We start from the raw sequence: 13,274 nt of genomic DNA on the forward strand, positions 1-13,274 counted from the left end.
CGCTCCCACAAGTACTGCACAGGCCTTTAGGGCGGTGGTGTACCTGTGGGAGCGGGCGAGCCCGCGAAAGGGCCAGGGCAGGCAGCAGAGGGCGATCAGCCCTTCCACACCTGCGGGTTCACCAGATCCCGCGGCCGCTCACCCAGCAGCGCCGCACGCAGGTTGTCGATTGCCCGGTTGGCCATGGCCTCGCGGGTTTCGGCAGTGGCCGAACCAACATGCGGCAAGGTCAGGGCATTGGGCAGCTTGAACAGCGGCGAATCGCTCAGCGGCTCTTTCTCGTACACATCCAGGCCCGCACCGCGAATGGTGCCGTTCTGCAGCGCCTCGATCAGCGCAGCCTCGTCCACCACCGGCCCGCGGGCGATGTTGATCAGGAACGCGCTCGGCTTCATCAGTTGCAACTCACGCGCACCTATCAGTTTGCGGGTGGCATCGGACAACGGCACCACGATGCAGACAAAGTCGGCTTCGCTCAGCAGTTGCTCCAGGCTGCGGAACTGTGCCCCCAGCTCTTGCTCCAGTGCGGTCTTGCGGCTGTTGCCGGAGTAGATGACCGGCATGTTGAAACCGAACCGGCCACGGCGGGCAATGGCGGCACCGATGTTGCCCATGCCGACGATGCCCAGGGTCTTGCCGTGCACATCACTGCCGAAGTGGGCCGGGCCTACGGTAGCTTGCCAGTTGCCGGCCTTGGTCCAGGCGTCCAGTTCGGCGGTGCGGCGGGCGCAGCCCATGATCAGCGAAAAGCCCAGGTCGGCGGTGCTTTCGGTCAGCACGTCGGGAGTGTTGGTCAGGGCGATGCCGCGTTCGTTGAAGTAGTCCAGGTCGTAGTTGTCGTAGCCGACCGACACGCTGGATACCACTTCCAGCCTGGCCGCTCCTTCGAGTTGCGCCCGGCCGAGCTTGCGGCCAACGCCGATCAGGCCATGGGCTTCGGGCAGGGCTTCGTTGAACTGGGCGTTGATATCGCCGAGCTTGGGGTTCGGCACGATCACGTTGAAGTCTTGCTGCAGGCGTTCGGCCATGGCCGGGGTGATACGGCTGAAGGCCAGGACGGTCTTTTTCATCGGGCAACTTCTCTGCAAGGCGGTGGGGCGGTGGTGGTTTCTTCGCGGGTGAACCCGCTCCCACAGGTATTGCACAGGCCTGGAAGGCAGTGGTGTACCTGTGGGAGCGGGTTTACCCGCGAAGAGGCCGGCAATGGTTAGCAACCTACCATTGTCCGCCCCCGCAATGCAGCAGCTTTTTAATTGGCGATCATCACCTGATGGGTTTTCAGGTCTGCCTCATGGGCTGCCAGAATCTCCGGCAGCGAGTTGCGCAGGTACTCGACCCAAGTCTTGATCTTGGCATCCAGGTACTGCCGCGACGGGTAGATGGCGTACAGGTTCAGTTCCTGCAGCCGGTACTCGGGCAGCACCCGTACCAGGCTGCCATCGCGCAGGCCGTCGATGGCCGAATAGATCGGCAGCACGCCCACGCCCATGCCGCTGCGAATCGCAGTTTTCATGGCATCGGCAGTATTGACCATGAACGGCGAGCTGGTGATGTTGACCATCTCCTGGCCTTCCGGCCCATCGAACAGCCACTTTTCCAACGGGATCACCGGGCTGACCATGCGCAGGCAGGCATGCTTGAGCAGGTCGGAAGGCTTGTGCGCAACGCCGTGGCGGGCAATGTAGGCGGGCGAGGCGCAGACGATGCTGTAGGTGATGCCCAGGCGCTGGGACACGAACCCGGAGTCGGGCAGTTCGGTGGCCAGCACGATGGAAACGTCATAGCCCTCGTCGAGCAGGTCGGGCACGCGGTTGGCCATGGTCAGGTCGAAGGTCACGTCCGGGTGCGATTCGCGGTAGCGGGCGATGGCGTCGACCACGAAGTGCTGACCGACCCCGGTCATCGAGTGCACCTTCAATTGCCCGGCCGGGCGGGCATGTGCGTCGCTTGCCTCGGCCTCGGCTTCTTCGACATAGGTAAGAATCTGTTCGCAACGCATCAGGTAGCGCTTGCCGGCTTCGGTCAGCGCAATGCGGCGGGTAGTACGGTTGAGCAGCCTTGTTTGCAGATGGGCTTCCAGGTTGGAGACCGCCCGCGACACGTTCGCGGTGGTCGTATCCAGTTGCCCGGCGGCAGCGGTAAAACTGCCAAGTTGGGCTACGCAACTGAAAGCACGCATGTTTTGCAGGGTGTCCATGGGTCACTCTCGATGTAGAGGACAAAATTGTGTCACGAAGTAACGTAAAAGAGATGAAAAGTTGCCTTCGACCAAAGGCGGATTATCGCTGTTTTGGTAACAAAGATTCGCAGGAATCCACGCTTATCGCCAGTGCTGCCGCCCCCTAGAATTGCCCGGCCCCTCCAACTCTTCCTCGGGAAATCGCAGCTGTGCCGCGTCGCATCATCAGAACGCTCAGTGCGTTCAGTGCCTGTGCCCTTGCCCTCACCTTGAGCGGCTGTATCGGAACCTGGGGCATTGCCCCGCAAAGCAAGACGCTGCAAGCCAACAACCTGAACACCGACGCGGCCATACGCGAAGCCGCGACCGACGCCCACTGGCCCGACCAGCAGTGGTGGCACGCCTATGGCGACCCACAGCTGGACCGCTGGGTTGCCCTGGCCGTGGCCGGCAGCCCAAGCCTGGCCATGGCTGCGGCGCGGGTACGCGAAGCCAAGGCCATGGCCGGCGTGGTCGAGTCGGCGGAAAAACTCCAGGCCAATGGCCAGGCCACGCTCAAGCGTCACAACTGGCCTGAAGACCAGTTCTACGGCCCGGGCGCGCTGTCCGGCGCCAATACCTGGGACAACAACGCCGCCATTGGCTTCAGCTATGCACTCGACCTGTGGGGCCGCGAACGCAATGCCAGCGAGCAGGCCGTGGATCAGGCGCACATGAGTGTGGCCGAAGCCCGCCAGGCGCAGCTGGAGCTGCAGAACAACGTGGTGCGCGCCTACATCCAGCTGAGCCTGCACTTCGCCCAGCGCGATATCGTCAAGGCCGAGCTGGACCAGCAGGAGCAGATTCTGGCCTTGGCCAAGCGCCGGCTGGATGCAGGCATCGGTACTCATTTCGAAGTCAGCCAGGCCGAAGCGCCGTTGCCGGAAACCCATCGCCAGCTCGACAGCCTGGACGAAGAAATTGCCCTGGCCCGTAACCAGCTGGCCGCCCTGGCAGGCAAGGGCCCGGGGGAAGGCGCACAGTTGCAGCGCCCGAGCCTGGCCCTGGCCGCGCCGCTGAAGCTGCCGTCGAATCTGCCGGCCGAACTGGTCGGCCAGCGCCCCGACGTGGTCGCCAGCCGTTGGCAGGTGGCCGCCCAGGCGCGGGGTATCGATGTTGCCCATGCCGGCTTCTTCCCCAACGTAGACCTGGTCGGCAGCCTCGGCTTCATGGCAACCGGTGGTGGCCCGCTGGAATTCCTCACCGGGCGCAAGTTCAACTACAACGTCGGCCCGGCCATCAGCCTGCCGATCTTCGACGGCGGCCGCCTGCGCTCGCAGCTGGGCGTGGCCTCTGCGGGCTATGACATGGCAGTGGCGCGCTACAACCAGACCGTGGTCGGTGCGCTGAAGAACATCTCCGACCAGCTGATTCGCCGTGAGTCGATGAAAGAGCAGTCGCACTTCGCCGCTGAGTCGGTCGCGGCTGCGCAGAAAACCTACGACATCGCCATGGTCGCCTTCCAGCGTGGCCTTACCGACTACCTCAACGTGCTCAACGCCCAGACCTTGCTGTTCCGCCAGCAGCAGGTGCAACAGCAGGTGCAGGCCGCCCGCCTGATTGCCCATGCCGAGTTGGTCACTGCCTTGGGCGGCGGCTTGCAGGCTGGCCAGGACGTGCCGAAAGAGGAGCGCCAGGCCGCACCGAAAACCCCGGCCACCCTGGCCATTTTCGACAAGAAGCCGGATAACGCCGAATGAGCACCTCAAGTTTGCCCGTGCGCTGGCTGCAGAGCCTGGAATGGCGCCGGGGCTTCTTTGCCTGGGCACGCACCGACGGGGTGACCTGGGTGTACATCTTCAAGGTGCTGGCCGCCGCGTTCATCACCCTGTGGCTGGCCATGCGCCTGGAGCTGCCCCAACCGCGCACGGCGATGATCACCGTGTTCATCGTCATGCAGCCGCAAAGCGGGCATGTGTTCGCCAAGAGCTTCTACCGGGTGCTCGGCACCCTGGCCGGCTCGGCGATGATGGTGGCGCTGATCGCCATATTCCCGCAGAACACCGAGCTGTTCCTGCCCAGCCTGGCCCTGTGGGTAGGCCTTTGTTCGGCCGGTGCCATGCGCTACCGCACCTTCCGCGCCTATGGCTTCGTGCTGGCCGGCTACACCGCGGCGATGATCGGCCTGCCGGTGCTGGAACACCCTGATCAGGCGTTCATGGCGGCGGTATGGCGGGTGCTGGAAATCGCCCTGGGCATTCTGGTGTCGACCTTCGTCAGCGCGGCGATTCTGCCGCAGTCGGCCAGTGCCGCCATGCGCAACGCCCTGTATCAGCGCTTTGGCGTGTTCGCCGGAGTGGTGGTCGAGGCCCTGCGCGGCGAAAGCCAGCGGGACCGCTTCGAGAGCAGCAACGTGCGCTTCGTCGCTGAAGCAGTGGGCCTGGAGAGCCTGCGCAACGTAACCGCCTTCGAAGACCCGCACATGCGCCGGCGCTCTGGTCGCCTGGTGCGCATGAACAGCGAGTTCATGGCCATTACCACACGCTTCAATGCCCTGCATCGTTTGCTGGAGCGCCTGCGCGCCCGCGGCCCGCTGCAGATCGTCGGCGCCATCGAGCCGGGCCTGAACACCCTCGTGGAGCTGTTGCAGCCCTACGTGGGCCGGGCGCTGACCGACGCCGATGCGCTGCGCCTGACCCTGGAGCTGGCCGCTTACAAGGAAGGCCTGCAGGCACAGGTGCGCGGCCTGCGCGCCGAGTACCTGGCAACCGAGCCGAGCGAGTCCGACCTGCTCGACTTCCACACTGCCTTCGAGCTGCTCTACCGCTTCGTCGACGAGATGTACAGCTACGCCGAAACCCACGCCTCGCTGGCCGCGCACCGGCACGAGCGCGAGCAGTGGAGTGAGCCCTATGTGGCGCAGACCAGCTGGTTGGTATCGTTGGCCGCCGGTGTGCGCGCCTCGGCGGTGCTGTTGCTGCTGGGCAGCTATTGGTTGTTCAGCGACTGGCCCAGCGGCGCCATGATGACCCTGATCGCCACCGTCACCGTGGGCCTGTCGGCGGCCTCGCCGAACCCCAAGCGCATGTCGTTCCAGATGGCCTGCGGCACGGCGATCGGTGCCTTCGTCGGCTTCTTCGAAACCTTTTTCGTGTTCCCCTGGATCGACGGTTTCCCGCTGCTGTGCATGGTCCTGGCGCCGGTGTTCGTGTTGGGGGCGTTCCTTTCGTCACGGCCGGCCTATGCCGGCTATGGCATAGGCCTGCTGGTGTTCTTCGCCATCGGTTCGGTGCCGAACAACCTCACCGTGTATGACCCATACACCTTCATCAACGACTACGTCGGCATGGTCATCGGCATGTTCGTCTGTGCCGCTGCCGGGGCGATCATCCTGCCGCCCAACAGCCGCTGGCTGTGGAGCCGCCTGGAGCAGGAGCTGCGCGAGCAGGTGCTGTTCGCCATCAGCGGCCGCCTGCGCGGCATCGGTACCGCCTTTGAAAGCCGCACCCGAGACCTGCTGCACCAGGCCTATGGCCTGGCAGCCGGCAAGCCGCAGGTACAGAGCCAGTTGATGGGCTGGATGTTCACCGTGCTGGAAATCGGCCACGCCATCATCGAGCTACGCAAGGAACAGGCCCGTGCGCCGGTGCACCCGGCCTACGCCGAGTCGCAGCCCTGGCGCCAGGCGATCCGCGTGATGGGCCGTGCCCTGGCCCGGTTGTTCCTGCAGCCCAGCGCCAGCAACCACGAACGCGCGCTGGTGGCGGTGGACCACGCCATCTCCCGCGTGCAGGCAACCGACGAGCCCTTCGCCCGCCACTTCGACACTTCGGTGCTGCGCCGCGCGCAAAGCTACCTGCACTTCATCCGTTCTTCCCTGCTCGACCCACAGTCGCCGTTGGCACCGGCGAAAGGACTGCACGATGCTCCGTGAAACCATGCCCCGTGAAATCGCTTTCCATGGCGTGTACATGCCCACCATGACCTTGATGTTCCTGTTCGCCCTGGGCCTGGCCTGGGGCCTGGACCGGTTCATTGCCAGCCATGATGGCTACCGCTTCTTCTGGCACCCGGCGCTGCTGCGCCTGAGCCTGTTCGTCTGCCTGTTCGGCGCTTTGGCGCTGTCGCTCTACTGGTGAGAATCCTTCGATGAAAAAGTTCTTCAGCCTGATCGCCACCCTGTTGGTGCTTGCCGCTGCCGTGGTGATCGGTCGCCAGTTGTGGCTGCACTACATGACCACGCCCTGGACCCGCGACGGCCGTGTGCGTGCCGACATCATCAACGTCGCTGCCGATGTGCCTGGCTATGTGGTGGACGTGCCGGTCAAGGACAACCAGCGGGTGAAGAAGGGCGACCTGCTGATCCAGATCGACCCCGAGCACTACCAACTGGCGGTCGACCAGGCCAAGGCGCTGGTCGCTTCGCGCAAGGCCACCTGGGAGATGCGCAAGGTCAACGCCAAGCGCCGTGCCGACATGGACAACCTGGTGATCTCCAAGGAAAACCGCGACGACGCCAGCAACATCGCCAACTCCGCTCAGGCGGACTACCAGCAGGCCCTTGCCGAACTGGCCGCCGCCGAACTGAACCTCAAGCGCACGCATATCGTGGCCACGGTGGACGGCTACGTGACCAACCTGAATATCCACAAGGGTGACTATGCGCGTACCGGTGAAGCGGTGATGGCGGTGGTCGACGAGAACTCGTTCTGGGTGTACGGGTTCTTCGAGGAGACCAAGCTGCCGCATGTGAAGGTGGGTGACCAGGCCGAGCTGCAGATGATGAGCGGCGAGCGCATCAAGGGCCACGTGGAGAGCATCGCCCGTGGCATCTATGACCGCGACAACCCACAGAGCCGCGAGTTGATTGCCGATGTGAACCCGACTTTCAACTGGGTGCGGCTGGCGCAGCGGGTGCCGGTGCGCATTCATATCGATGAAGTGCCGGACGGGTTTTTGCTGGCAGCGGGGACGACTTGTACGGTGGTGGTGAAGCCGAGTTCGCCTTGATAAATATGTCGCCTGGGATCAAGCGCTGCGCGGGCGGCGTTCGATCTCAGGCGATATACCTCTCAAGTCATGCACTCGCCGCCCCCACCAACACCGGCACCTTCACCCGATCAATCACCTTCGCGCTGATCGACGGGTCCAGCATCCGCCCCAGCCGTGACAGGTGGCGGTGGCCCATGATGATCAGTTCACAATTCAGTTCCTGCGCCTTGGCCACGATTGCCTCGACCGGCTGCCCGGCCACCATGCAGCCCCGGCTGGCGAAGCCGGCTTGCTGCAACTCGCGCACCGCCTCGGCCACCGCCTGGTCGGCCTGGTGCTGCTCTTCGCAGGCGGCGGGGTATTCTTCCAGTTCTTCCGCGGTGTAGGGCGCGGGTTGATCGTGGACGGCGAAGGTAGAGTCGATGGCCAGCAGCACATGCAGTTCGTGTTCGCCGGGGCGGCAGTAGTGGCGGGCGAGGGTGAGCAGGGCAGTGGATGCAGGGGAGGCGTCGATGGCGATCAGGACAGGGCTGGGCATGTGGAATCCTTGTTTCAGGCTGGCTAAGCATTTGCCTGTACCGGCCCTATCGCCGGCAAGCCAGCTCCCACAGGTACCCCGCATTGCCCAAGGCCTGTGTTGAACCTGTGGGAGCTGGCTTGCCGGCGATAGGGCCAGTACAGGCACTGCAAATCTTATGACCCAATCACCGTCCAAAATAAATGCCCCACCACGCACGAGCGCATTGCGTCTGGTGCATTCCACCAACCTGCTACCATCGCCATTCCTCACAGCTGTAACGGAAAACGGCCATGCAACTCCCGGACATGAACCTGCTCGTCGCCCTCGATGCCCTGCTCGACGAGGGCAGCGTGGTCGGCGCGGCGCAGCGCATGAACCTGAGCCCGGCGGCGATGAGCCGGACCCTGGGGCGTATTCGCGATGCATTGGGTGACCCGATCCTGGTGCGCGCCGGTCGCGGCCTGGTGCCGACGCCGCGGGCGCTGGCCCTGCGCGAGCAGGTGGCGGCACTGGTGGAGCAGGCTGGCGAGGTGTTCCGCAGTGCAGACGAGGTCGACCTGCCCAAGCTTGACCGGGCCTTCAACATTCGCACCAATGACCTGTTCATCGCCCTTTACGGCGCCCAGTTGCTGCGGCGCATGCATGAGCAGGCACCGCGCACGGTGCTGCGCTTCGTGCCGGAAAGCCCCGGCGGCGATGACGACAGCGTGCTGCGCGACGGGCGTACCGACCTGATCATCAGCTCGACCGTGGACCTGGGCCCGGAGATCAAGGTGCAGAGCCTGTTCCAGACCTACTACGTGGGCCTGGCGCGGCGTGACCACCCAATCTTCGAGCAGCCGATCACGCCGACCAGTTTTGCCAGTTATCCACAGATCAGCGTGTCCCGCCGTGGTCGGGCCAACGGGCCGATCGATGTGGAGCTGGCCAACTTCAAGGTGCAGCGGCGGGTGGCGCTGATCACCCCGAGCTTTCACTCGGCGCTGTTCTCGCTGCCGGATTCCGACCTGATCCTGCCGATGCCGGCGAACATCCTCAACAGCGTGCACAAGCTTGGGCTGCCGCTGCGCTCGTTCCAGATCCCGGTGCCGCTGGAGCGGGTGAACGTGCTGCAGGCATGGCACCCACGGTTTCACAATGACCCGGCGCATCGCTGGTTGCGGCAGACCCTGAAGGCTTGCTGCAGTGTCGACCCTTGAGTGATGTTCTGCCTGGGCCGGCCTTTTCGCGGGTGAACCCGCTCCCACAGGGATATCACAGGTCTTGAGAGGTGCACTGTACCTGTGGGAGCGGGCGCGCCCGCGAAGCAGGCGACTCGATTTTGAGGTGGATTGCGCCTGACGCAACATAAACCTACCGATAAGTCAGTTTTCGTCAGCATTCGACCTTCTTAGACTTGCTCCAGTCGCAAATTTGTTGCTGGAGATGTCTGCCCCATGAGTTCCCTGTCCGCCCAGTCTGCCGCGATTGCCGCCGCCCCCGCGCCGGCAGCGCCTGCGCAGACTGCGTTCGGCCTGCAGGTAGTGGTCGGGCTGTTCGGTGTGCTGCTGGCCGTGCTGTGCGCGGGCCTCAACGAGTCGGTAACCAAGATCTCCCTGGCCGATATCCGTGGTGCCATGGGCATCGGTGCCGACGAAGGCGCCTGGCTGCTGGCGGTCTACAGCGCCGCTTCGGTCTCGGCCATGGCCTTCGCGCCATGGCTGGCCACCACGTTCTCGCTGCGGCGCTTCACCATGAGCGCCATCTGCCTGTTTGCCGTGCTCGGCCTGCTGCAACCGTTCGCCCCAAACCTGCACAGCCTGATGTTGCTGCGTGTACTTCAAGGCTTCGCCTCTGGCGCCTTGCCGCCCATGTTGATGAGCGTTGCCCTGCGCTTCCTGCCACCGGGCATCAAGGTTTATGGCCTGGCCTGCTATGCCCTCACCGCCACCTTCGGCCCCAACCTCGGCACGCCGCTGGCAGGGCTGTGGACTGAATACGTCGGTTGGCAGTGGGCGTTCTGGCAGATCATCCTGCCTTCGGCGCTGGCCATGTTCTGCGTCGGTTGGGGCCTGCCGCAGGACCCGCTGCGCCTGGATCGCTTCAAGCAGTTCGACTGGCGCGGCGTGCTGCTCGGCCTGCCGGCCATCAGTTGCATCGTGCTGGGCCTGTCGCTGGGTGACCGCTGGGGCTGGTTCGATTCGCCGCTGATCTGCTGGCTGCTCGGCGGTGGCCTGCTGTTGCTGGTGCTGTTCATGTTCAACGAATGGTCCGAGCCGCTGCCGTTCTTCCAGTTACGCATGCTGTCGCGGCGCAACCTGAGTTTCGCCCTGGTGACCCTGGCCGGTGTGCTGATCGTGCTCTCGGGTGTTGGCAGCATTCCGTCAGCCTACCTGGCGCAGATCCAGGGCTACCGGCCTGCGCAGACCAGCCCGCTGATGATGCTGGTGGCCATGCCGCAGCTGATCGCCCTGCCGCTGACGGCGGCGCTGTGCAACATCCGCGCGGTGGACTGCCGTTGGGTACTGGGCATCGGCCTGGCGATGCTGGCGGTGTCCTGTGTCGGCAGCAGCCTGCTGACCAGCGAGTGGATCCGAGGCGACTTCTACCCGTTCTACCTGCTGCAGGTGTTCGGCCAGCCAATGGCAGTGCTGCCGCTGCTGATGCTGTCCACCAACGGCATGACCCCGCAGGAAGGCCCGTTCGCCTCCAGCTGGTTCAACACCGTCAAGGGCCTGGCCGCGGTGATCGCCGGTGGCCTGCTGGACGCTCTTGGCACCCTGCGCCGGCACTTCCATTCCAACCACCTGGTGGACAGCCTGGGCAACGCCCCGCTGGTCGACGATAACGCAGCCGGCCTGGCCAGGCGCATCCACGATCAGGCGTTGGTGCTGACCTCGGCCGACCTCTACCTGGTCATGGCCTGCATTGCCGTGGCCCTGATCTGCCTGATTCCTTTCGTGCCTACCCGGGTCTATCCGCCGCGCGCGGTGGCTTGAACCCTGGATGAATTCGAGAACCACTGAAATGACCAACAACCGCAAAACCCTGTTCATCGGCTCGGTGCTTGCCGTGGCCGTCCTGGCCGGCATCGTCGGCCCCTGGATGTTCGGCAGCGACCATCGCCAGAGCACCAATGACGCCTATGTGATCGCCGACTACACAGTGGTCGCGCCCAAGATCGCTGGCTTCATCAAGGAGGTGCTGGTGGAGGACAACCAGCAGGTCAAGGCCGGCCAGTTGCTGGCGACCATCGATGACCGTGACTACCAGGCCGCGCTGGATGCCGCGAAGGCGCAGTTGCTGGTGGCCCAGGCACAAAGCGCCGATGCCCGTGCCACCCTCGAGCGCCAGGCTTCGCTGATCGCGCAGGCTGAGGCTGCAGTCAAAGCGGCCCAGGCCGAAGCTGCGTTCGCCGATCATGAGGTCAACCGCTACAGCCGTCTGGCCGAGCAGGGTGCCGGCACAGTGCAGAACGCCCAGCAGGCGCGCAGCGGGGTCGACCAGGCCCGCGCACGTCTGGCCAATGCCCAGGCGGCACTGGTAGCGGCGCGCAAGCAGGTGGATATCCTTGCCGCCCAGGTTGCCAGTGCCGACGGCCAGCTGAAACGCGCCGAGGCGGGGCTGGAAAAGGCCCAGCTCGATTTGTCCTACACCCGCATCACCGCGCCGGTGGACGGCATGGTCGGCGAGCGCGCCTTGCGTGTGGGTGCCTACGTCAACCCGGGCGCCCGCTTGCTGTCGGTGGTGCCATTGCAACAGGCCTATGTGGTAGGCAACTTCCAGGAAACCCAGCTGACCCACGTACAGCCTGGCCAGGCCGTGAGCATCAGCGTCGATACCTTTGCCGGCGAGAAACTGCAGGGCCATGTGGACAGCATCGCTCCGGCCACCGGCGTGACATTCGCTGCGGTCAAGCCCGACAACGCTACCGGCAACTTCACCAAGGTGGTACAGCGCATTCCGGTGAAGATCGTTTTCGATGACGGCCAGCCGCTGCTTGCCCGCCTGCGCGTAGGCATGTCGGTGGAGGCGACCATCGACACCCGTGGCGACAAGCTGGACGGCAAAGAGGTAAGCGCACGATGAAACCGGCATCACGCTTGAGCCCTTTGCTGCTGGCCGCATTGATGGCTGGCTGCACCCTGGGCCCGGACTTCCAGCGCCCTGACAGCCAGGCACCGCAACAGTGGGCGCCGCTGCAAGGCGAGGTGGCGGCCAGCCAGCCGCAGGCCGAACCGCTGGAACTGCGCTGGTGGGAGAGCTTCCACGATGGCCGCCTGAGTGCCTTGATCCAGCGTGTTGCCGAGCGCAACCTCGACCTGCAGATGGCCAGCGCCCGCCTGCTGCAAAGCCGCGCCCTGCGCAGCACCGTGGCAGCCGACCAAGTACCGTCGGTGGACGTGAACGCCGGCTACAGCCGCGCGCGCAACAGTGCCGAAGGCCTGAGTGACCCGTCCGGCAAGGCGGGCAAGGAAGCCTTCAACCTCTGGCAGGGCGACCTGGTGGCCGGTTGGGAGCTGGACCTGTGGGGCCGTGTACGGCGCCAGGTCGAGGCTGCCGATGCCACGGTCGAGGTAGCCGAGAACGACCGCCGCGGCGTGTTGCTGGCATTGCTTTCGGAAACCGCCGGCAACTACATCCAGCTGCGCGCCGTGCAGCACACCATCGATGTGACCCGCGACAACCTCAAGGTCGCCCAGCACAGCCTGAAGTTGTCCGAAAACCGCCAGGCCGAAGGTGTCGCCACGCGTCTGGACGTGGCCCAGGCCAATGCCCAGGTCGCCTCGATCGAGTCTCGCCTTCCAACCCTGGAAGCGCGGCGCGATGACCTGATCAACGCCCTCAGCCTGCTTGCCGCCGAACCGCCGCGCAGCCTGCAGGCCGAGTTGCTGCAGGGCGGCGAACTGCCTGCGCCGCAGCAGAAGTTCGCCATTGGCTTGCCGTCCGAACTGGCCGAGCGCCGCCCGGACATTCGCCAGGCCGAGGCCCGCCTGCATGCCGCCACTGCCAGCATTGGCGTGGCCAAGGCTGATTTCTACCCCAGCATCCGGCTGTCGGGCAATGTCGGGTTCCAGGCCATGCAGCTGTCCGATTTCGGCGCCTGGGATTCGCGCCGTTTCGCCTTTGGGCCGCAGCTGTCGCTGCCGATCTTCGAGGGTGGCCGGCTCAAGGGCACCCTGGAACTGCGCGAGGCGCAGCAGCAGGAAGCGGCGCTGAACTACCGCAAGGTGGTGCTGGGTGCCTGGCATGAAATCGACGATGTGCTACGCCTGTACAACGCCAGCCAACTGCGCCGCGACCACCTGGCCGAGGCGGTGCGGCAGAACCGCATCGCCCTGGAAACTGCCCAGCGCCAGTATGTGGAAGGGGCGGTGGACTTTCTCAATGTGCTGACGGTGCAGGGTGCCCTGCTGGCCAGCGAGGAACAGTGGATCGACAGTTCGGCGGCGGTGTCGCAGGCGCTGGTGGGGCTGTACAAGGCCCTGGGTGGTGGCTGGCAGGCGTTTGATGAGCGGCCAGCGAAGAAAGCATAAAGACGGGGGCCGCGTTGCGGCCCATCGCCGGGGACCCCCCGCCCCCAGCGGGCGCGCAGGGCCCCCGGCCAGGGGAGATAGGTTGGGG

General features: G+C 65.0%; 11 protein-coding genes. 8 read left to right on the forward strand and 3 right to left on the reverse strand.

From position 1 onward, the window contains the following. Nucleotides 1-95 precede the first annotated feature (95 nt). Nucleotides 96-1,070: a 2-hydroxyacid dehydrogenase gene (locus IRZ77_RS23385; RefSeq protein ID WP_108480640.1), complete on the reverse strand. Its 975-nt coding sequence runs from the start codon at nt 1,068-1,070 to the stop codon at nt 96-98. Between the two features lie 179 nt (nt 1,071-1,249). Then, a complete protein-coding gene (locus IRZ77_RS23390) occupies nt 1,250-2,197 on the reverse strand; it encodes a LysR family transcriptional regulator (RefSeq protein ID WP_085601183.1) in 948 nt (315 codons plus the stop codon). Between the two features lie 191 nt (nt 2,198-2,388). Here IRZ77_RS23390 and IRZ77_RS23395 point away from each other — a divergent pair, with 191 nt between their 5' ends. Genes IRZ77_RS23395 through IRZ77_RS23410 form a run of 4 tightly spaced genes read left to right on the forward strand, consistent with a single transcriptional unit; the run spans nt 2,389 to nt 7,168 of the window. Continuing rightward, complete coding sequence (locus IRZ77_RS23395) at nt 2,389-3,918, forward strand: efflux transporter outer membrane subunit (RefSeq protein ID WP_085601184.1); 1,530 nt, start codon at nt 2,389-2,391, stop codon at nt 3,916-3,918. Next, nucleotides 3,915-6,092 (forward strand): FUSC family protein, encoded by a 2,178-nt coding sequence (locus IRZ77_RS23400; protein ID WP_196174498.1) that lies wholly within the window; start codon nt 3,915-3,917, stop codon nt 6,090-6,092. Before IRZ77_RS23395 ends, IRZ77_RS23400 begins: the two co-directional genes overlap by 4 nt. A 4-nt stretch (nt 6,093-6,096) precedes the next feature. Next, nucleotides 6,097-6,297, forward strand: a complete 201-nt coding sequence (locus IRZ77_RS23405; protein WP_008097766.1) for a DUF1656 domain-containing protein — start codon at nt 6,097-6,099, stop codon at nt 6,295-6,297. A 10-nt stretch (nt 6,298-6,307) separates the two neighbouring features. Then, on the forward strand, nt 6,308-7,168 hold the full coding sequence (locus tag IRZ77_RS23410) for an efflux RND transporter periplasmic adaptor subunit (RefSeq protein ID WP_046617097.1): 861 nt from the start codon (nt 6,308-6,310) through the stop codon (nt 7,166-7,168). 67 nt (nt 7,169-7,235) lie between these two features. Here the strand turns inward: IRZ77_RS23410 and IRZ77_RS23415 are convergent, their stop codons facing one another. Continuing rightward, nucleotides 7,236-7,688 (reverse strand): universal stress protein, encoded by a 453-nt coding sequence (locus tag IRZ77_RS23415; protein WP_046617098.1) that lies wholly within the window; start codon nt 7,686-7,688, stop codon nt 7,236-7,238. A 272-nt stretch (nt 7,689-7,960) separates the two neighbouring features. Here IRZ77_RS23415 and IRZ77_RS23420 point away from each other — a divergent pair, with 272 nt between their 5' ends. From IRZ77_RS23420 to IRZ77_RS23435, 4 genes are all read left to right on the forward strand, one after another. Then, nucleotides 7,961-8,869 carry a LysR family transcriptional regulator gene (locus IRZ77_RS23420; RefSeq protein ID WP_046617099.1) on the forward strand — a complete coding sequence of 303 codons (909 nt, stop codon included), beginning with the start codon at nt 7,961-7,963 and terminating at the stop codon, nt 8,867-8,869. Between the two features lie 237 nt (nt 8,870-9,106). Further along, on the forward strand, nt 9,107-10,648 hold the full coding sequence (locus IRZ77_RS23425) for an MFS transporter (protein WP_196174499.1): 1,542 nt from the start codon (nt 9,107-9,109) through the stop codon (nt 10,646-10,648). A gap of 28 nt (nt 10,649-10,676) precedes the next feature. Next, the gene (locus IRZ77_RS23430) at nt 10,677-11,738 is read left to right on the forward strand and encodes an HlyD family secretion protein (RefSeq protein ID WP_046617101.1); all 1,062 of its coding nucleotides are present in this window, start codon (nt 10,677-10,679) and stop codon (nt 11,736-11,738) included. Next, on the forward strand, nt 11,735-13,186 hold the full coding sequence (locus IRZ77_RS23435; protein WP_196174500.1) for an efflux transporter outer membrane subunit: 1,452 nt from the start codon (nt 11,735-11,737) through the stop codon (nt 13,184-13,186). The genes IRZ77_RS23430 and IRZ77_RS23435 overlap by 4 nt, the downstream gene beginning before the upstream one ends. Nucleotides 13,187-13,274 lie beyond the last annotated feature (88 nt).

This window comes from Pseudomonas pudica (assembly GCF_015680405.1).
GTDB classification, from domain to species: Bacteria; Pseudomonadota; Gammaproteobacteria; order Pseudomonadales; family Pseudomonadaceae; genus Aquipseudomonas; species Aquipseudomonas pudica.

Bases quoted from the DNA above. Each gene is read 5' to 3' on its own strand.
- IRZ77_RS23415 (WP_046617098.1), bottom strand. From the start codon at position 7,688: ATGCCCAGCCCTGTCCTGATCGCCATCGACGCCTCCCCTGCATCCACT.
- IRZ77_RS23425 (WP_196174499.1), top strand. From the start codon at position 9,107: ATGAGTTCCCTGTCCGCCCAGTCTGCCGCGATTGCCGCCGCCCCCGCG.
- IRZ77_RS23390 (WP_085601183.1), bottom strand. From the start codon at position 2,197: ATGGACACCCTGCAAAACATGCGTGCTTTCAGTTGCGTAGCCCAACTT.
- IRZ77_RS23400 (WP_196174498.1), top strand. From the start codon at position 3,915: ATGAGCACCTCAAGTTTGCCCGTGCGCTGGCTGCAGAGCCTGGAATGG.
- IRZ77_RS23405 (WP_008097766.1), top strand. From the start codon at position 6,097: ATGCCCCGTGAAATCGCTTTCCATGGCGTGTACATGCCCACCATGACC.
- IRZ77_RS23410 (WP_046617097.1), top strand. From the start codon at position 6,308: ATGAAAAAGTTCTTCAGCCTGATCGCCACCCTGTTGGTGCTTGCCGCT.
- IRZ77_RS23420 (WP_046617099.1), top strand. From the start codon at position 7,961: ATGCAACTCCCGGACATGAACCTGCTCGTCGCCCTCGATGCCCTGCTC.
- IRZ77_RS23430 (WP_046617101.1), top strand. From the start codon at position 10,677: ATGACCAACAACCGCAAAACCCTGTTCATCGGCTCGGTGCTTGCCGTG.
- IRZ77_RS23435 (WP_196174500.1), top strand. From the start codon at position 11,735: ATGAAACCGGCATCACGCTTGAGCCCTTTGCTGCTGGCCGCATTGATG.
- IRZ77_RS23385 (WP_108480640.1), bottom strand. From the start codon at position 1,070: ATGAAAAAGACCGTCCTGGCCTTCAGCCGTATCACCCCGGCCATGGCC.